At 37.3% G+C, this 19,156-nt stretch carries 14 protein-coding genes and 2 tRNA genes; 7 read left to right on the top strand and 9 right to left on the bottom strand.

Going from position 1 to position 19,156, the window contains the following annotated elements; all coding sequences use genetic code 11:
• Positions 1-7: 7 nt before the first annotated feature.
• Positions 8-418 carry a DUF4293 family protein gene (locus FW778_RS05100; protein ID WP_150413523.1) on the bottom strand — a complete coding sequence of 137 codons (411 nt, stop codon included), beginning with the start codon at positions 416-418 and terminating at the stop codon, positions 8-10.
• Positions 419-487: 69 nt separating this feature from the next.
• Positions 488-1,768: a serine hydroxymethyltransferase gene (locus FW778_RS05095; protein ID WP_150413522.1), complete on the bottom strand. Its 1,281-nt coding sequence runs from the start codon at positions 1,766-1,768 to the stop codon at positions 488-490.
• Positions 1,769-1,975: 207 nt separating this feature from the next.
• Here FW778_RS05095 and FW778_RS05090 point away from each other — a divergent pair, with 207 nt between their 5' ends.
• The 4 genes from FW778_RS05090 to FW778_RS05075 are packed head-to-tail and all read left to right on the top strand — an operon-like array spanning position 1,976 to position 7,458.
• Entirely contained in the window at positions 1,976-2,971 is a 996-nt protein-coding gene (locus tag FW778_RS05090) for a sugar nucleotidyltransferase (RefSeq protein ID WP_150413521.1), read from the top strand.
• 32 nt (positions 2,972-3,003) lie between these two features.
• Positions 3,004-3,945, top strand: a complete 942-nt coding sequence (locus FW778_RS05085; RefSeq protein WP_150413520.1) for an NAD(P)H-dependent flavin oxidoreductase — start codon at positions 3,004-3,006, stop codon at positions 3,943-3,945.
• A gap of 51 nt (positions 3,946-3,996) precedes the next feature.
• Entirely contained in the window at positions 3,997-6,399 is a 2,403-nt protein-coding gene (locus tag FW778_RS05080; RefSeq protein ID WP_150413519.1) for a polysaccharide biosynthesis/export family protein, read from the top strand.
• A gap of 9 nt (positions 6,400-6,408) precedes the next feature.
• Positions 6,409-7,458, top strand: a complete 1,050-nt coding sequence (locus FW778_RS05075) for a Wzz/FepE/Etk N-terminal domain-containing protein (protein ID WP_150413518.1) — start codon at positions 6,409-6,411, stop codon at positions 7,456-7,458.
• On the opposite strand, the gene FW778_RS05070 is transcribed toward FW778_RS05075, so the two are convergent.
• The 4 genes from FW778_RS05070 to FW778_RS05055 all read right to left on the bottom strand — a co-directional run bounded on the left by FW778_RS05070 (position 7,453) and on the right by FW778_RS05055 (position 11,944).
• Entirely contained in the window at positions 7,453-8,769 is a 1,317-nt protein-coding gene (locus tag FW778_RS05070) for an ABC transporter permease (protein ID WP_150413517.1), read from the bottom strand. The two genes, FW778_RS05075 and FW778_RS05070, sit on opposite strands and share 6 nt — an antisense overlap.
• 59 nt (positions 8,770-8,828) lie before the next feature.
• Positions 8,829-9,755, bottom strand: a complete 927-nt coding sequence (locus FW778_RS05065; RefSeq protein ID WP_150413516.1) for an ABC transporter ATP-binding protein — start codon at positions 9,753-9,755, stop codon at positions 8,829-8,831.
• 113 nt (positions 9,756-9,868) lie between these two features.
• Positions 9,869-11,488 carry an NAD(P)/FAD-dependent oxidoreductase gene (locus tag FW778_RS05060; protein WP_150413515.1) on the bottom strand — a complete coding sequence of 540 codons (1,620 nt, stop codon included), beginning with the start codon at positions 11,486-11,488 and terminating at the stop codon, positions 9,869-9,871.
• Between the two features lie 66 nt (positions 11,489-11,554).
• On the bottom strand, positions 11,555-11,944 hold the full coding sequence (locus tag FW778_RS05055; RefSeq protein ID WP_150413514.1) for a DUF3127 domain-containing protein: 390 nt from the start codon (positions 11,942-11,944) through the stop codon (positions 11,555-11,557).
• Positions 11,945-12,369: 425 nt separating this feature from the next.
• On the opposite strand from FW778_RS05055, the gene dnaA reads away from it, so the two are divergent.
• From dnaA to FW778_RS05040, 3 genes are all read left to right on the top strand, one after another.
• Positions 12,370-13,803 (top strand): chromosomal replication initiator protein DnaA, encoded by a 1,434-nt coding sequence (gene dnaA / locus FW778_RS05050; protein WP_150413513.1) that lies wholly within the window; start codon positions 12,370-12,372, stop codon positions 13,801-13,803.
• 90 nt (positions 13,804-13,893) lie between these two features.
• A tRNA-Ser gene (locus FW778_RS05045) sits at positions 13,894-13,982 on the top strand.
• 37 nt (positions 13,983-14,019) lie between these two features.
• A tRNA-Pro gene (locus FW778_RS05040) sits at positions 14,020-14,094 on the top strand.
• 374 nt (positions 14,095-14,468) lie between these two features.
• Here FW778_RS05040 and FW778_RS05035 read toward each other — a convergent pair.
• The 3 genes from FW778_RS05035 to FW778_RS05025 form a co-directional block, all read right to left on the bottom strand.
• On the bottom strand, positions 14,469-15,557 hold the full coding sequence (locus FW778_RS05035; RefSeq protein ID WP_150413512.1) for a LacI family DNA-binding transcriptional regulator: 1,089 nt from the start codon (positions 15,555-15,557) through the stop codon (positions 14,469-14,471).
• A gap of 492 nt (positions 15,558-16,049) precedes the next feature.
• Positions 16,050-18,116, bottom strand: a complete 2,067-nt coding sequence (locus tag FW778_RS05030; protein WP_150413511.1) for a right-handed parallel beta-helix repeat-containing protein — start codon at positions 18,114-18,116, stop codon at positions 16,050-16,052.
• A gap of 27 nt (positions 18,117-18,143) precedes the next feature.
• The gene (locus tag FW778_RS05025) at positions 18,144-19,145 is read right to left on the bottom strand and encodes a DUF4466 family protein (RefSeq protein ID WP_202552077.1); all 1,002 of its coding nucleotides are present in this window, start codon (positions 19,143-19,145) and stop codon (positions 18,144-18,146) included.
• Positions 19,146-19,156: the final 11 nt, after the last annotated feature.

The following is a 19,156-nucleotide window of genomic DNA, read 5'->3' as shown; positions in this document are numbered from 1 at the left end:
TTTTAACTTATCTAAGCCTATTGCTATCCCTGATAAGTTTTGAATCTTTATAAACTCCTCTTGCTGCTAAAACCAGGAATATGATTATCAGGATGTGTAAGGCAGACCAAAGACTATAGTCGCCTGTTGAATATTTAGCAGTTTGCTTTATGTATAAAAAAATAATTAAACATTCCAGCAAAATTGAAACAAGAATAATACGTGATTGAATACTCCTGTTTTTGTATAAAAAAATATTAATTACAAGTCCTGTTCCTAAAGCGCTTGTAAGAATGAGAATCAAAAAATTATCTGTTGCTAATAATGGATGATAGGTGTTGTCTGCAATGAGTATGCCGCCATAAAATAGAAACTTTAGTGTAAGGAAAGCTGCTATTGCCGCAAGTAACATCCATAATGTTTGTACACGTTGTATCATGAAAATTAATTTTAGTAAAATTAATCTGTAAGGCTTAATAAACTGTATTTATTTAAATGCCTACCGGTATTAGTTTAGTTCAGGGTACAAAGGAAATTTGTTCATCAAATCAACCACCTCATTTTTTACAGAAGCAATCACTTTTTCATCATCAAGGTTCATCAAAATTCTATCAACAAGATCTACAACATCTTTCATATCATTCTCTTTCATACCTCTTGTTGTAATTGCGGGTACGCCTACCCGTATGCCTGATGTTACAAACGGGCTTTTATCGTCAAACGGAACTGCATTTTTATTCAGTGTAATGCCTGCCTTATCTAAGGTTTCCTGGGCTTTTTTACCGGTAATATTTTTATTGCGAAGGTCAATCAGCATTAAGTGATTGTCGGTTCCATTACTTATTAAATCGTAACCCTTTGCATTAAATTCTTTAGACATCGCCTGCGCATTCACCTGTATTTGTTTTGCATATTCGGTAAATTCATTAGTTAAAATTTCACCGAAGGCAACTGCTTTTGCAGCAATAATATGTTCCAATGGTCCGCCCTGGGTGCCCGGAAAAACTCCCATGTCAATCAGGTTACTCATCATTTTTAAATTTCCTTTATTATCTTTTTGCCCGAAAGGATTTTCAAAATCTTTCTTCATTAGAATGATTCCACCTCTGGGTCCACGTAACGTTTTATGAGTAGTGGATGTTACAAAATGACAATGGTCAAAAGGTGATTTCAATAAATCCTTGGCAATAAGGCCTGCGGGATGCGCCATATCGCAATAAACGAATGCGTTTATTTCATCAGCAACTTTTCTAATGCGTTCATAATCCCAGTCACGGCTATACGCGGATGCCCCGCAAATAATTAGTTTGGGTTTTTCTTTTCTTGCCTTTTGTTCCAGCATTTCATAATCAACCAGGCCGGTTTCTTTTACTACTCCATAAAAATACGCTTCATATAATTTTCCTGAAAAATTTACCGGTGAGCCGTGGGTAAGATGGCCGCCCATACTAAGGTCAAGTCCTAAAATTTTATCGCCGGGTTGCAGAATTGCTAACATAAGAGAAGCATTGGCCTGCGCTCCACTATGAGGCTGCACGTTAGCATATTCGCAATTAAATATTTTTTTAAGGCGATCAATTGCTAATTGCTCGGTTTCATCTACAAATTCGCACCCGCCATAATATCTTTTTCCCGGGTATCCTTCAGCATATTTGTTAGTGAGTACGGTTCCCATTGCCTGGATTACCTGCAGGGAAGCAAAATTTTCCGAAGCTATTAACTCAATTCCCTGGCGCTGCCTGTTTAACTCTTTATTAATAATATCAAAAACCAATGTATCTCTTTGCATTTAATAATTTTGCGCAAACGTACAAAAAATGTACGATGTAAATTGTCTAATGATAATGTAACATCTAAAGAAGCACGCTGCCTCAAACATCGAAAATCACACATCAAACACCGTACATTGTACATCGCAAATTGTATATCAACATCAAAAATAATTTTCACTATATTCACGTTCATTTTGAAGCGATTGGATAACAAATAAAGAAAAATGAAGGCGATAATTCCGGTAGCAGGCGCAGGCACAAAGTTGCGCCCACACACTTACACACAACCAAAGGCATTAATTCCACTTGCTGGAAAAACAATCTTAAGTATCAATGTTGATCAACTCCATGAGGCAGGCATAAACGAATTTGTATTTATTGTCGGATACCTGGGAGAAAAAATTCAGGATTATATTAAAGAAAAATATCCTGATCTGCTGGTTCATTTTATTTTTCAAAATGAACGAAAGGGAACAGCTCACGCAGTTGAACTTACCAGGAAAATTGTAGGCGATGATGAGTTATTTATTGCTTTGGGCGATACAATATGTGAATATGATATCAATGCTGTTTTAGCCTCTCCCTGGTCCATGCTTGGCGTTAAAAAAGTAGATGATCCACGCAATTTTGGTGTGGGCGAAATTGACGAGCATGGCTTCATGACCCGGGTTGTTGAGAAGCCAGCTATTCCTAAATCAAATATGGCGCTCGTTGGGCTTTATAAAATAAAAAACTCAAAAATTTTATTTCAATGCCTGGAAAAAATTATTAACAATAATATTAAAACGAATAACGAATTTAATCTAACAGATGCGCTTGAATGCATGATAGAAGGTGGTGAAAAGTTTAAATCTTTTAAAGTTGAAAACTGGTTTGACTGTGGTAAAAAAGAAACCTTGCTTCAATCGAATGCGATCCTGCTAGAAAAGTTTGGCGGGTCTATTTCGGAGTCTAATAAATTTGAAAACACTATTTTTATTCCGCCGGTAAGCATTGCCGAAGGCTGCGATATAAAGAATTCTATCATTGGACCGCATGTTGCCATGGGCGAAAATACTATCGTTAATTATTCTATCGTAACAGGATCCATCATTGGATCTTTCTCCAAACTTTATGATGTTGTTCTCGACGATTCGTTAATAGGAAGTGATACAGAAATAAGAGGCGAAAAAAGATCTCTTAATATTGGCGATAATACCGAAATTGATTTGGGTTCATAATAAACAATGGGCCAATCAACAAATTGCAACTCATGTTTTTCAATCGTGTTACCCGGCTTTTTAATATTGAATATCCAATTGTACAGGCGGGTATGGTTTGGACAAGCGGTTGGCGTTTAGCCAGCGCCGTTAGTAATGCTGGCGGCCTTGGTATCATTGGTGCAGGAAGTATGAATTCTCAGTTGCTTGAAGAGCATATTAGGAAATGTAAGGCCGCAACTAATAAGCCATTCGGAGTAAATCTTCCTTTACTTTATAGTGGTGTTGAAAAACAAATCGATATAATCATTCGCAACAAGGTGCAGATTGTTGTTACTTCCGCAGGCAATCCCGCAACTTTTACCCCGCTTTTAAAACAGCATGGAATAAAAGTAGTGCATGTCGTAAGCAGCAGCCGTTTTGCGAAGAAAGCCGAGGCCGCTGGTTGTGATGCGGTAATTGCAGAAGGCTTTGAGGCAGGCGGCCACAATGGAAGAGAAGAAACTACAACTTTGGTATTGCTGCCACTCGTTTGTACATCTGTAGAAATACCGGTAATAGCTGCAGGTGGTATTGCAACAGGCAGGCAAATGCTGGCTTGTATGGTGTTGGGTGCAGAAGGGGTGCAAATGGGATCCCGCTTTGTTGCGTCGGAAGAAGCTTCATCCCACCCTGATTTCAAAAATGCAGTTATTAATTCAAATGAAGGAGATACCATTGTTACTTTAAAAGAATTAACTCCTGTGCGCCTCATTAAAAATGATTTCTACATGCAGTTAGCGCAGGCGCAAAAAAATTGCGCAACAGCCATTGAACTGCAACAATTGTTAGGAAAAGGAAGGGCCAAAAAAGGAATATTTGAAGGCGATTTAGAAAAAGGCGAATTAGAAATAGGCCAGGTAAGCGCAATTTTAAAAGATATAAAGCCTGTTAAAGAAATTATTGCCGGCACATGGCTGGAGTTCAATGAGGCGTTGCAAAAGCCACTGAAATAAAATCATATATTTGTTCGTTTTAGGAGTATTATTGTCCATTAACCCATTCCAATGAGTTTTTCCAAAGAAACATTTGCCTGTAAAAGGGCTTTCATACTTATATTCTTTTCTGCTTTTTTTATTGTTTTCGGTAATAATTTATATGCCCAGATTCCCACGGAAGTGCCTGATTTGCCCATTGATCCAAATGCTTTAAAAGGCGCTTCCCCATCTGAACTCCAGGATATATTAAGAGACAATAATAACCCGCAGAAAAAGGCCGGTGACGATATTCATAAAAGTTTAATTGATCTTCAGAATAAGAATGTAATAGCAAAGGATAGTACCCAAAAAGATGACTTCAAGAAACAATTATATAGCCCTGACGCTGTGTATGGGTCGGACCTTTTTAAGAGCAACCAGATAACTGAATTATCTGAACTTTCAACACCTCCGCTGGATTACCCAATTGGAGTAGGCGATCATATTGTTGTTTCACTTTGGGGAGGTGCAGACTTTGAACAGGATTATATTGTGGCAAGAGATGGTTCAATTTTCCCGCAGGGATTAGGCAAAATTACCGTGCAGGGGTTAACCTTCGATAATGCCCGAAAAATTATTTTCGACCGCTTCAAAAAGGTAATTCCTCCTTCCACTAATATTTCTGTTACGTTAGGCCAGCCAAGAAGTATAGTGGTACAAACATCCGGAGAAGTGGAAAACCCCGGGCCGCAGGTAGTATCGGCATTTACCAATGCATTAAATGTGGTGGCCCTTTCCGGAGGACTTACAAAATTTGGGAATATGCGCAACATTTTAATATCCCGAAACGGAAGAATTATCGATTCTATCGATGTTTATAAATATTTAACCACCGGCGATTATGGCAAGCATCTTTATCTTGAAAATAATGATTTTGTAATTGTGCCATTTTATGATAAACAAGTACTCGCATCAGGACAGTTTAGAAGACCGATGTTTTATCAGCTCAAGAAAAATGAAGGAATGTCAGCACTCTTAAGATATACAGGTGGTTTTGCTACTGAAGCTTATCAGTCAGGGGGAGTTATTATTAGAAATGTGAATGAAAAACAAACAATAAAAAACGTCAATTTCAACGCTATCGGATTAAAAGCAAATGGAAATGTTATTGATGAGCCATTGTACGATGGAGATGTGATTGTAGTGAATCCGATCAATGCCGGCCTCAATAATAAAGTAATTGTAAAGGGTGAAGTTGCTTACCCGAATGTGTATGAAATAAGAAAGGGCGACCGGTTGTTTGATGTAATTAACAGGGCCGGAGGAATTACGCCTAATTCGTATGTTGACCGGGCTTATGTATATAAAGGGGCAGGCGATTCAACAAATTTAAGATCGGATAAAATTGTTGTTAGCCTGGCAGATTTGAATAAGAATATAAACAGTAGTTATAATATCCCCATTGAACCTAACGATGTTATTGAAGTGTTCAACAGGAATCAGTTTGCCGATAAACAATATGTAACAATAGAAGGGGAAGTTCGCAAACCCGGCAAGTTTCAAAGGTTTGGTGATATGTCGCTCAAAGACCTTTTATATTTTGCAAATGGTTTAAAACCGTCGGCAGAATTTGGGCAGATTGCAGTTTCAAGTATTGTAAACATCGACTCATCGCAGCGAGGAATGAAGCCGACACAAACAGTCATTAAAACGTATTCAATTAAAACAAATCTTGAATTAGATTCTGTTACCGAAAACGTAAAGCTGAAACCGTACGACCAGGTTTTTGTAAGAAAAAACCCCACATTTCATTTACAGGAAAATGTAAAGATTGAAGGCCAGATAAAATATCCCGGCACCTATTCTAAATTAAATAATGATGAACGCCTTTCTTCATTCATAGAAAGGGCGGGCGGCTTGAAAGAAAATTCTAACACAGACGGAGCCGTTTTATATAGGCTGCACGATGACGCAGCAGAAGGAAATCCCCTTGCTAAAAAACCTGCAACTACTTATTTAAAAGATTCTTCAGGTAAAGTTATCGACAGCAATCTTTCTGATGCCACGGAACCTATAAGCATTGATCTTGACAAAGCGCTAAAAAATAAAAACTCAAAGTATGATATGGTTTTGAAGGAAGGTGATATTATATATATTCCTGAAACGAACCCGGTTGTAACTATTAAAGGCGCTGTTCAATCCGAACTAAAAATTTACTTTGATAAAGAACATAATAAGCTGGGATATTATATTGATAAAGCGGGCGGCTTTGGCATAAGGCCATGGCGTAAAAGAATTTTTGTAACCTATGCTAACGGCAGAAGTAAGCGAACTCATAATTTTGGTTTTATTCATTTCTATCCTAGAGTAGACGCAGGCAGCACCGTAACAGTTCCTTTGAAGCCTGAGGGAAAGAACCTGGGTGAAGTAGCTTCGCAGGCGCTGGTAACCACCTTTCCTCTTGTTCTGGTATATTTATTAACAAGGTTATAAATTTTTACTATGACCTCCCACGAATTAACAACATCGATCTATCAACGGCTGAAGAAAGTAAAAGTTATTATTATAACGGTTGCTATCGTTGCAGCACTGGGATTAATTTTATATGCAAAACAAAAGCCCGTTACCTATACTTCGACGGCATCTGTATTTCCATTAACGAGCGCCAATGATAACAGCGCAACTTCGTCTACACTCAGTGCGTTATTAGGCTCGGAAACCCCTAAAAGTTTCAGCGAAGATGCTTCCATAAATATTATTGAACTTGCCCAAAGCCGTACAACCCGCGAAGAAGTTGCTGCCATGCATGATTCCTCATCCGGTAATAAAACTATTGCAGAATTATTATTAAATGATGTCAATAATCATCGCGGATGGTTTGAGGAAAAAATAGAAACGCCGCCCAATCAATATGCGTTAATAACCTGGGCCGGAAAGGTTTTGGAAGACGGGCTCACTGCAACTGTTAATAAAAATAACATGCTCATACTTTCTTACACAGGGCGCAGTCCTGAGTTGGTAAGAACTATCAGTTATGGATTCATTAATAAAATTTCTCTCTTCTATATACAATTAAAACAGGAAAAAGCCAGGCGTGATTTTGAATTTGCAACTGGTAAAGTAGATTCTTTAAGAAACGTAATGAATTCCAAAGACAACCAGTTAATTGAAATTGATAAAAGAACTTTGTTTACAAACACGGATAAGCTTGAATTTAGAGTGCCTGCAGAAAATTTACTCGCCGACAAGCAAATGATCCGGCAACAATATGCCACAGCAGTGGCCAACCAGCAGAATGCTGCGTATAAACTACAAAAAGCAACTCCTGTAATAAAAGTACTCGACAAGCCAGAGCCTCCGTATGATATTGAAAATAAATCAGCAGTTATATATGGGCTTATAGGCCTTATCGGAGGATTCATTTTATTCTCACTATTTTTTGTCAGTGGGATAATTTTAAGATTCTTCAAGGAAGAATTTAATAAAGCGGTGTTTGGATCAAATGTTTCAAAAGACGCAGATCATAAAAGTAAGCCAGCTTCTGCTTTATGATTTTCTAAACAACCATTTTCCCATTTCTTTAAAGGTTACTTTCTTGCCGTATAATAAAATACCCGTGCGGTAAATTTTTGCGGCCAGCATAGTGGTTAATATAAAACCGGCAACTAAAGAAATCATAGATACCGCAATTTGCCAGGCTGGTACGCTGCCCGATGGAATGCGTGCCATCATAACAATGGGAGAAGAAAGTGGTATCATGCTGCCCCAGACAGAAATGGGTGCATCCGGTTTTCCGGCTGCGGTCGTCATTATAACAAATGATAAAATGATCGGCATTGTTATAGGAAGCATCAATGATTGTGCTTCCTGCGGATCTTCGTTTACAACACTGCCAACTGCCGCGAATAATGCAGCATAAAATAGATAACCCCCAATAAAATAAAACAGGAAACATGGAATTATAAGGCTCCATGGGGCTGCTTCCAGAAATGTATTTTTTGCATTCATAAAATTTGCAGCCGCTGAGTTAGCTCCTGCTTGCCCCATTGCCGGGCTCATGTTTTGAGCATGTTGCAGCATATCGTGCGATATAAATGAAGAAGCTACGGAAGACAATCCTACAATTAAGATCATCCATATTAATAATTGGGTAAGGCCTACGGCAGCAATACCGATAATTTTACCGGCCATCAGTTGAAATGGTTTTACAGAGCTTATAATAACCTCTGCAATGCGATTCATTTTTTCCTCCATAACACCACGCATTACTGCTGCTCCATAAATAAACAGCGTCATATAAATTAATATCCCGCTGCCAAAGCCTATTGCCGATGATAAACCTGAATTGGATTGTTGTGTTTTATCTCCCTGTTTTATAACGGTGCTGAATTTATACAATTCATCTTCATCAATATTATTGATGGAATCCAATACCTTTTTATTAATATTATTTTCAAGAAAGGCTTTATTTCTGATTGCTGTGTTTATCTGGTCTTTTACTTTTTGTTCTGCGTCTACCCCTAACTGTTTATTTGCAATAAGTGAAACAGAATCATTGGGTGAATTGAAGTGTTCGGGAATATATAAAAAGGCCGAATATCCCCTTTCTTTAAAGTTATCTGCATTTACGTTCGCGGGAAATTCGTACGTAATTACTTTATCACTTTGGAAACTTGTTTTAAAAATACCATTATTATCTTCTACCGCAATTTTTTGTTTATCTATACTTTTTATAGAAAAGTAAGCAGATGCCACAATAAATCCAATAAAAAACAAGGGAAGTAAAATGGTGGAGAGTATAAAAGTCTTGTTCCTTACTCTTGTAAAATATTCTCTTTTGATAACCAGCCATATTTTATGCATAAAGAAAATTGGTTTATTGATTAATTAGTTTATTGGTTCAGCTTTCGTTCAAATATTAATCATACTTCTTCAAATTGCCTGGCAAGTTTTGTGTCTTCTACTTTCTTTATAAAAATATCATTAAGCGATGGTAAAATTTCATTGAATGATATGATGCTGGATTTATTAATTAAGAATTGTTCCAACACATCCGCAGGCGTATAGCGTTCATTAATTTTTACAGTTAAAAAAGTATCCTTTGAATTTACTATTTCAAATACGTTATTCTCGAAAGGTTTTGGCAATTCGTTAAAGCCAACTTTAAAAATATTTTCTTTGCAGTCGAATTTTATCTGTTTTACACTACCGTCTAATATTTTTTTTCCTTTATTAACCAGAACAATCCTATCGCAAATTTCTTCTACCTGTTCCATGCGGTGCGTACTGAAAATAATGGTAGCTCCTTTTTGAGAAAGTTTATAAATTTCATCTTTAATTAAATTGCTGTTTACCGGGTCAAGACCGCTAAAAGGCTCATCAAGAATCAGCAATTTTGGCTCATGCAAAACAGTAATAACAAACTGTAATTTTTGACTCATTCCTTTACTTAAATCATCTACCTTTTTATTCCACCAGCTTTGCATTTCAAATTTCACAAACCAATCTTTAATTTTTTTCATTGCTTCGTGACGATCCATTCCCTTAAGCATAGCGAGATAGAGCGCCTGCTCACCGATTTTCATTTTTTTATATAAACCTCTTTCTTCGGGCATGTAACCAATGAAGGGAATGTCTTTAACAGGTTCAAACTTTTTACCTTCAAAGAAAATGTTACCGCTGTCGGGGTAGAATATCCCTGTAATCATTCGTAACAGAGTTGTTTTTCCTGCGCCGTTAGGTCCTAACAAACCGAAAATACTTCCCTGCGGAATTGCAAAACTTATGTCATCAACTGCTTTTTGTGTAGCATAATATTTCTTGATATTTCGAAGTTCCAGTATATTCATTATAAAAAATTAAGGTAACTTTTTGATATATTCTGAGATGCAGTAATTCGGCAACGTAAATGTATAAAGAACATCTTTGTATCAGAAAAATTTCTTGATGAAAAGTATTTCAATCAGGCATGCAAGAAAATTTTTATCGCCATGGCAATTCTTTCACCGTCCATCGCAGCACTAACAATTCCACCGGCATAACCTGCGCCTTCGCCACAAGGGAAAAGATTTTTTACCTGGGGATGATTTAAATATTCATGGTCACGGGGGATGCGAACCGGCGAAGATGTGCGGCTTTCTGTTGCTACTAAAACGGCTTCATTGGTAAAATACCCGCTGTGCCCGTGCTTTCCCGGCATCTTTTTGCCAAACGACTTCAATGCCTTTTGTAAACGGCTATAAATAAAATGGGGTAAAATATCATTTAATTGAGCCGATTGGATGCCCGGTAAATAGGAGCATTTCGGCAGTGTTGAAGAATATTTATTTTCAGTAAAATCCACCAATCTTTGAGCGGGTCCAACAAAATTTCCGCCGCCTGCGGCAAAAGCTTTTTGTTCAATTAGCCGTTGAAATTCCATCATTAGCAATGGCGAATCTTTGTCTGTTGCTAATTGCAAATTGCCCATTGTATTTATTACATCTTCAATTTCTACCTGCACTACAAGGCCGCTGTTCGCATAAGGATTATTTCTTTTTGAAGGGCTCCATCCGTTTACAACTAATTCACCGTCGTTAGTGGCGGCGGGCGCAATGATTCCTCCCGGACACATGCAAAATGAAAACACTCCGCGGCCATCCGCTTGTTCCACGAGGCTGTACGATGCAGGAGGAAGAGCCTTTCCACCCTCATTCATCAAAACATTATAATTCCCATATTGAATATTATTAATTAATTCCTGTGGGTGTTCTACTCTTACACCTAATGCAAAAGGCTTGGCAACGATTAAAAGTTTTCTCGCATTTAGTAAAGTAAAAATATCCCGTGCCGAGTGACCAGTTGCAAGAATAAATGCATCGCCTTGGTACGAATTTCCGTCTTCAGTTTGCACCGACTTTAACGCCTTGTTTTCTATTTTAAAATCTATGATTTTCTTATTAAAATAAAATTCTCCTCCGCAATCTAAAATGCGTTTACGCATAGCGGTTATAATCTGCGGAAGTTTATTGGTTCCTATGTGAGGATGAGCTTCATATAAAATATTTTCGCCAGCACCAAAGTGAACAAATAAATTTAATATGCGGTCGATATTTCCGCGCTTTGTGCTTCTTGTATATAGCTTTCCATCGCTGTAGGTGCCTGCACCTCCTTCACCAAAACAATAATTACTTTCAGGATTAATAATTCCCTTTTTATTTAATAAAGCGAGATCTCTTCTTCGCTCTTTTACATCCTTTCCCCTTTCAATTATTACCGGTTTAATTCCAAGTTCTATTAATTGCAAAGCAGCAAACAGCCCCGCAGGTCCGGCGCCCACAATCACAATTTTTTTTGGTGAGCAACTTACGTCTTTAAAATTAAATTCAGCAATGGCTCTTTGTACAAAAGGTTCTTTAATAAAAGCGTTTGCAGTGATATTTATCCATACTGTTTTCCCTCTTGCGTCAATAGATTTTTTTAGAATATTATAACCGGTAACATCGTTAATTGGTATGCCGGAAGATTTTGCAATAGCACGTAATATCGCCAGTGGATCAAGTGCTTCTCCGGGTAATAATTTTAGTAGTATTTTTTGTTGCATAAAAAGATCAGGTATTCATCCTGAAAACTTTAAAATCCCTGTAAACACTGAGTTCTGTTGGGTTTGCTAAAATGGAAGATCATCAATTGCATCCTGCGATGAAGAGGTGAAGGTATCCAGGGGCTCCAGGTGATCATCATCTGATGAGGCTTCTTTTCCTGCCTGCAAAATTTGTTCAATTCGCCATGCATCAAGATTGCTGAAATAAGAAGTGCGCCCGTCTTTATCCCATTTGGTTCCTTTAATATTAAAATACACTTTTATTTCATCTCCTTTGTTTACCCTGTCAACAATATTGGTGCGGTCCTGCACGCATTGAAACTTTATATAGTTTGTAATCGTTTTGCCATTTATATCATCAGATTTTTCAACAACAAATTCACGCACTTTAAATGTTTCGGAGCGTTGTATTGTGTCAAATTTTTCCAACAGCTTTCCTGTTAATTCATAACTCATTTTTCAAATATTTAGTTTTTAAAGATATAGTCATTTAATTGAAAAAGTTGTTCATTTATATTAAAGCGCAAAAAATCTTTTGCACATTTATTTTTTTAAGTTGCATTGTAAATATTGAAAATAAAAAAAATAAAAAAAGATTTAAGTTGATGATAAAAAATGAGGCTTTTTTAATGTAAGTCAATGTGGGCTTATCTATAAAAAAATATGCCAAAGATTATAAAAAAACTTCCTGCTTTTATTTGAAAGGCACACTGTTTTTAAGATGATAAAAACAAAGAATAAAAAATTTTTTTTTCAACAAATTATTTTGATATTCGCTGTCTGCTCTGAAATATTTATAGAAATTTTTTTTGTATAAATATTCTTAGTGATCCCCGGAAAAACAAGGTTATTACTAAATCAAATAAACGGCTTACGGTAAAATGGATAAGGCTTGCGAAACAGTTTGGAATAATTGTCTCAATATTATAAAGGATATAGTGGAGTGGCAACATTACAAAACCTGGTTCGAACCAATTACACCTGTTTTGTTAAAAAGTAATGTATTAACTATCCAGGTGCCAAGCCAGTTTTTTTATGAGTATATTGAAGAGCATTATGTAAATCTTCTTGCTAAAACTTTAAAGCGTGAATTGGGAAAAGATGCGAGACTGGAGTATCGCATAATGGTAGATAGTGGAAATGGAAAGAATTTGCCTTTGATGATGGACGTGCCGGGGCAAGGTTACAAATCATATTCAAATAACGAAATGGATTTTCCTTTAGTTATAAATAACCCTGTTAAGAATCCCTTTGTAATTCCGGGACTCAAAAAGATGCAGATAGATCCGCAGTTAAATCCTGTGTATGTATTTGATGCGTTTATTGAAGGTGATTGCAACCGCGTAGCAAGACGTGCAGGAAAAACCGTTGCAGAAAAGCCCGGTTCAACTTCCTTTAACCCATTGGTAATTTATGGTGGGGTAGGATTGGGTAAAACTCACCTTGCCCAGGCTATAGGAAATGAAGTAAAAAGACTAAACAACAATAAAGTTGTTTTGTATGTAAGTTCTGAGAAATTTATTAACCAGTTTGTGGATCACAGCCGCAATAATGCTATAAACGATTTTATACATTTTTACCAGTTAATAGATGTATTGATTATTGATGATGTTCAATTTTTTAACCGGGCAGAAAAATCGCAGGATGCTTTCTTTGCTATTTTTAATCATTTGCATCAAAGCGGTAAACAATTAATTCTCACGTCAGATAAGCCACCCAAAGACCTGGAAGGAGTTCAGGAAAGATTACTAAGCCGTTTTCGCTGGGGGCTTAGCGCCGATCTTCAAATTCCTGATTATGATACCAAGATTGAAATATTGGAAAGGAAGATGAAGAACGATGGGCTGGATATGCCGAAAGAAGTAGTAAAATATATTGCATATAATATACAAAATAATATTCGTGAACTTGAAGGAGCATTAATTTCCCTGTTGGCACAATCTTCGCTAAATAAACGGGAAATCGATCTTGAATTAGCTAAAAAAGTGTTGAGAAATTTTATCAAATCATCATCAAAAGAAATAACAATTGATACCATACAAAAAATGGTATGTGATTATTTTGATGTGCCTTACGAAAAGTTGTTGCAAAAAACACGCAAAAGAGAAATTGTTCAGGCAAGGCAAATTTCAATGTTCCTTGCAAAAGCTTTTACAAAAAATTCATTAAAAACAATAGGGGAACATTTTGGTGGCAGAGATCATACCACAGTTATTCATAGCTGTCAAACGGTTAAAGATCTAATGGATACAGATACCTTATTTAAAGAAAGCGTAATAGAACTTCAGCAAAAAGTGCAACTTGCTGCAATGTAATTTCCAATAAATCTGCGGGGTAATTATCAGCAATTATTTATTTTAAATTTTGAATTGCAAATGTTACTTTTGCAGCCCTTATGATATAAAGGAGAGGTGCCTGAGTGGCCGAAAGGAACGGTTTGCTAAATCGTCGTACGGGTTAAACTGTACCGTGGGTTCGAATCCCACCCTCTCCGCTCAACCGGGCATTGAATATTGTAAGATAAAGTTTTTCGGGGCGTAGCGTAGCCCGGTTATCGCGCCACATTTGGGATGTGGAGGTCGCAAGTTCGAATCTTGCCGCCCCGACTCAGTTGATTTCTTTGAAAATTAAAAGCTCGTAAAACTCAGTGTTTACGGGCTTTTTAAATTTTTAGCCCACCAAATTATATCAAAAAATGTCAATTTTCGTGCGACACAAAAGGTTACACTGAAATTGACACTAGCTTGTGTGACCGAATTTATTTATAAGTCATTGAAGCCAATTTCAATTTTTTTGAAACATGAGAAAATATAGGATTATGACATTTTTGATTGTATATCTTAAGCATATAATCATCAATTTTAAAATTTTATGACTATTAAATTTATAATTATCTCACTACTTACAAACACCTTACCGTTATTTTTCATTTACGAAAATTAATGTTCACTATGTAAAATTACCTGTCTACCAATAACTATCAACAAGAAGCGTATAGAGTTGTCGGTGAAATAGAAGATGAACCCACTTGATTTCTTAATTGCCTTGCACTAGACTCCCTAATTAATAACTTGGTATTCAAGACACGCTTCTCAAATCTTTTAATGGGCCTTCGACTCTCAATAATTTCAATGAGCATATCAGTAGCAACCTTTCCCATCTCAAAAGCAGGCTGCACAATTGAGGTAAGTGAAGGATTGAAAATCTCAGACGACAAGGAATTTGTAAAACCAACAAGAGCAATTTGTTCAGGAATTTTTATATCCATTTTGCGTAATAAACTTAACGTTGAGGTGCTGATCCGGTCTGATGCTGTAAATATGGCATCCGGGCGCTTTTGCAGGGATAACAAATCATTTAATCCATTTTCAATTTCCTCCTTGATCATGCCGCCATGACTGCAATATTTAATATATTCTTCGTCTACTTTCAGGTGGTTATTTTCCAAAGCTTTAATATACCCTTCAAGTCTTTCCAGTGTAATAGACAAATGGTTTGAGCTGGTTATGTGTGCAATATTTCTATATCCATTCTGAATAAGATGTTCTGTGGCATCGTAGGCACCGTTGAAATTATCTGATATGACTTTGTGTGTATTCAGTTCATCAGTTACGCGATCAAAAAATACGATAGGTAACCCCTTATCATGCAGTTCAATAAAGTGATCAACATTATCTGTTTCAGCAGAAAGTGATACAATCAATCCATCCACTGCCCGCGAAAATAGATGCTGTACAGTTAATATCTCGCTTTCCCACGACTCATGCGTCTGCGTGATAATTACTGTATAATTTTTTTTAAGTGCAATGGATTCGATACCATTGATAACCTGTGAAAAAAAATCGTTATCAATATTCGTTACTACTACTCCAATGAGTTTGGTGCGCCCGCTTCGCAAACCCTGTGCAATAGGATTTGGCCGATAGTTATTAAGTGTGGCAAATTCAGCGACTAGTCTTTGTGTATCTAAACTTATTTCATGGCTGCTACGGAGTGCTTTAGAAACTGTTGAAATAGAGAGATTGAGTGCTTTTGCAATATCTTTTAATGTAGTGGGTCCATTGCTCATATGGTTATTTTTTGTTCTGAATAATAATTAATAAAACATTATTTAACAAAGAAACACAGTTATCTAAGTTAATGATATTATCAAAAATTCAGGTGGCCATTATTACTAACAATTTACCCACGAGAAATGTTATTTCAGTTCTGTATTAGTTTTCGGAAAAATGCAGAAATAAAAACGATGGAAAGTTCCAACGAATAGGAGATACACAAAAAAGATAGGTAATTGTTCATCGTGAATATTTTGTAAGGGAACATTGATACCACAAATGATGGAATCATTTAACTATAAAAGGCAAAGGTGGGCACGATTTCATGGCGAAAACAAACTTCCGGCAGCGGAGCTAAAGATAGCTAAATACCGGAGTCTACCAGCGAGATAGGAAACCATTAATTTTATAAATAAAGAAAACTGGTGCGACCGCTAAAAAATAACTTTGAAGACTTTCAAGGCATTCAGTAGAGATGTTGGTTTTGTTAATGATTAGCAATTTTTTTATTCCATGATAATAAATTTTTCACTACCAATTTTCTGCTGGCTCACATTATTCCCATTACCTGAATAAATATTGTTATCTATTTCAAAATTTCTTGTTGCATAAGTCTCAACGCCATACCCATTGTTGAATTGAATTCTGTTATTATTAATCTTCACCCTTTCACAACCACTGTGTAAAAATTCAACCATTACACCGCTTCGATCATTTGCCTCAATTAAGTTATTTTTTACCAAAACATTTTTAGATTCTGAAACTAAAATGCCATAATATCCATTGCGGGCAATTTCGCAATTGGTAATAGAAACATCGTGATTATGATCTATCGTAATTCCACTGCCATAAGGCGAGGTATCTAACCTGCTATCTTTAATATGAACATCAGTGCAATGAGTTAATAAAAGATTATGCTGAAGCTTAGGGCCAGGTACAGCATTGCCACCATTCTCATTAAAATTGCAACCATCAATAGTTATGTTTTCTCCCCCACTTATAAATACGCCATTGTAAGTACAGTTCTGAACCGTAATATTGATAAGTTTTATATTCTTCATTTGGCCTTCACTCAAGGCACGAAATATGATTCCTCCACGATTATAACCGCCCCGATAAGAACGGCTGCTATTTGGATCGCTACCAGGATCAGTTTTATTAGATCCTTCTATAACAAGATTCTGTATCGTTACATCATGTAAATCATTTTCCGCATTTACCATCGCATCTCTTTGTCCGGGGGAAGGATCAAGGAAAAGTATAGTACTTAAACCTTCTCCTGATATTGTTATGCCGCTGGGAATTTTTAAGGTTGCTGGCAGGATATGTATGCCCGCTTTTATCATTATCCAATGGCTTGTAGCTGAAGCAGTATTAAGGGCATCTTGTATTGATTGCCCTTTCCTAACAATAACAGCATTACCCGGAACAGTTACTGAATTGCCTGCGCCAGCTCCTGCTACATACCCGATATGGCTTTTTTGCGGGCTGGTGGTTTTCTTAACTGGTTCCGTAAGAGATGCACGGAATGCTGTTAGCACACTTCGGATAGCTTTGTCTCTTACAGAATCAGCGGCCATTTTGGTGTTGGGCATATCCACGCCTTGTGAAGTATAGTGACGATAAACATATTCGTAATCATCGCGGAGTGTTTTTGCCCGTTGAGATATAATCCCATAACACTGCGTTTCTTTACCCAATAAAAACCCCGCGGTATACTCATAGCCTAATGCAATCCTGTTATTAGCAAGAGAAAAAAGATCAACTCCCTGCGTAAAAGCGATTCTCGCCGCACCTGCAAACTCTCCCAATCCTAATTGCACATGCCCCTGGTCACGCATGCTCTCCTGGCACTGCCCGCTTGGGTAAATGTATTTAAAAATACTTCCGTTCACCGGAGCATGAAGAAAATGATCAATAGCATTGTTAAACATTTTATGGTTATCTGTGAAAACTGCTATTGCCATTATGGAATGAATGATGGCCCCATCCCAATTACCATTAGCTTGCGGATAGTAAAAGCGCATCAGCGGATAATATACCGTCATTAGCATATTGCTGAAACTATTAATATCTCTTCGTTCCCATGCGGAGTTAGTATATCGCAGAATTTCCGCGGCATTGCAGAGAAGGTGGCCGGTCCAGGCGGCAAGCAGTTTAGCATCGTTATAGTCAAAATCCCAAAGGACTTGGGACCATGCATTGAGTATGTTTATTGCCTTGACCGCATAATTTTTATCATTGGTAATATACCACATCAGCGCATAATTATACGCCATGTCAGCGCCTTTTAACAGGTCATCGCCGCCAATGTTTGGCTTCCCATAAGGTCCCCTCAATACATGTGTGTGAGCTTTTACAACAAAGCCAGTGTCCGCCACATTTTTTAATCTGTCGAACGCTCCTTTCCATGGCTGCTTGCCAGCAACGACCATCTTTTTCATAAAAGCCAGGTCCCTTGAAGTCTGATCAATGCCCGGGTGAATAAAAGATTGTGCAAATATTTTAGATGAAGAGCAGGCAACTATTCCTGAGATTAACAGCGGAATAATTAATCGGTGAAATTTTTCCATAAGGTTCGCTGCTTCTGCAACTGCAATTTATTTTAAAGCATATCTTTTCATACTGATAACAGCAGTTCCCGAGCTACTTACAGAATTAAAAAAGATATAAGCCCTGTATTTTCCATCAGCCGTTTCAACCCATACCCCTGCATCCTGTTTTAGATTAATGGCATAGTTCGGAGCTCCTGCCAGGTCAAGTTTTTGAAAATCTATATCGTCTATGAAAATGCCACCATATTGTTCATTTGGAGCAAGGTTATGATCCTGCAGGTTGAATGTTTTAAGTAGCTTGGCGGTACGGTTTACACCCGTTGGCAAAATTATACCAGGAAGATATTGAGTATCTGCAGCCGGTGCGACCAACGCATGGTTAAAAGCACTGTTAGGCCGATTGCGATAGACATAAACAAGGTCGATGTTGGCAGCGTGGGCAGCAGCATCGGTCGCGTTATATACCGTACTATCACCAATCGAAATATACATCATATTGTTGTTGCTCACTTTCATATTTAGCTTCATATCCATTTGAGCAATTGTATAAGGGCCCATGGTTGTTGACACACTTTCTCCATCGCTGCTGGTAGCTGTAAACTTAATGGTTACCGTTTTGCCGCGGGCTTCCTCAGGTATTACATAATAATAACGAAGGGTAGCTGCAGAGGTATCAACAGTATAGGTGACCGTTGTTGTTGTGCCACTTGTTACAGAAGGTGATCCCACTGAGTCACCAACATCTGCTCCGGTTTGGGCAGTATGGAAAGATCTATTTTCCATATAAGTACCAGGCGCTCCGGCAATGGACGCTTCGGCTACACAAGATGTCAACTTCCCTTTGGTAGGAAGAATTGCCATAGCATAAGCAAATTCTATCTGCTGTCCCACGATGTTTGGACCGAGGGTTCTTTTAATAGCCTGGTTCTGCAGCTTATCAGAAGCCACAGGAAGAGCGTATGAATCTTTCTTACATGAGGAAGTAAAAAATGCTAATGAAATCATTAGTAAAAAAGCATAACCAATATATTTAGATCTAGGTTGCATCGTATTTTATT

Origin of the sequence: Ginsengibacter hankyongi (genome assembly GCF_008710285.1) — a bacterium.
Lineage (GTDB): Bacteria > Bacteroidota > Bacteroidia > Chitinophagales > Chitinophagaceae > Ginsengibacter > Ginsengibacter hankyongi.
This window is presented reverse-complemented; position numbering and strand designations above follow the sequence as displayed.

Excerpts from the sequence above, each read along its gene's own strand:
- FW778_RS05090 (WP_150413521.1), top strand. The coding sequence starts at position 1,976 with ATGAAGGCGATAATTCCGGTAGCAGGCGCAGGCACAAAGTTGCGCCCA.
- FW778_RS05025 (WP_202552077.1), bottom strand. The coding sequence starts at position 19,145 with ATGCAACCTAGATCTAAATATATTGGTTATGCTTTTTTACTAATGATT.
- FW778_RS05030 (WP_150413511.1), bottom strand. The coding sequence starts at position 18,116 with ATGGAAAAATTTCACCGATTAATTATTCCGCTGTTAATCTCAGGAATA.
- FW778_RS05055 (WP_150413514.1), bottom strand. The coding sequence starts at position 11,944 with ATGAGTTATGAATTAACAGGAAAGCTGTTGGAAAAATTTGACACAATA.
- dnaA (WP_150413513.1), top strand. The coding sequence starts at position 12,370 with ATGGATAAGGCTTGCGAAACAGTTTGGAATAATTGTCTCAATATTATA.
- FW778_RS05065 (WP_150413516.1), bottom strand. The coding sequence starts at position 9,755 with ATGAATATACTGGAACTTCGAAATATCAAGAAATATTATGCTACACAA.
- FW778_RS05070 (WP_150413517.1), bottom strand. The coding sequence starts at position 8,769 with ATGCATAAAATATGGCTGGTTATCAAAAGAGAATATTTTACAAGAGTA.
- FW778_RS05035 (WP_150413512.1), bottom strand. The coding sequence starts at position 15,557 with ATGAGCAATGGACCCACTACATTAAAAGATATTGCAAAAGCACTCAAT.
- FW778_RS05060 (WP_150413515.1), bottom strand. The coding sequence starts at position 11,488 with ATGCAACAAAAAATACTACTAAAATTATTACCCGGAGAAGCACTTGAT.
- FW778_RS05080 (WP_150413519.1), top strand. The coding sequence starts at position 3,997 with ATGAGTTTTTCCAAAGAAACATTTGCCTGTAAAAGGGCTTTCATACTT.
- FW778_RS05100 (WP_150413523.1), bottom strand. The coding sequence starts at position 418 with ATGATACAACGTGTACAAACATTATGGATGTTACTTGCGGCAATAGCA.
- FW778_RS05095 (WP_150413522.1), bottom strand. The coding sequence starts at position 1,768 with ATGCAAAGAGATACATTGGTTTTTGATATTATTAATAAAGAGTTAAAC.
- FW778_RS05085 (WP_150413520.1), top strand. The coding sequence starts at position 3,004 with ATGTTTTTCAATCGTGTTACCCGGCTTTTTAATATTGAATATCCAATT.
- FW778_RS05075 (WP_150413518.1), top strand. The coding sequence starts at position 6,409 with ATGACCTCCCACGAATTAACAACATCGATCTATCAACGGCTGAAGAAA.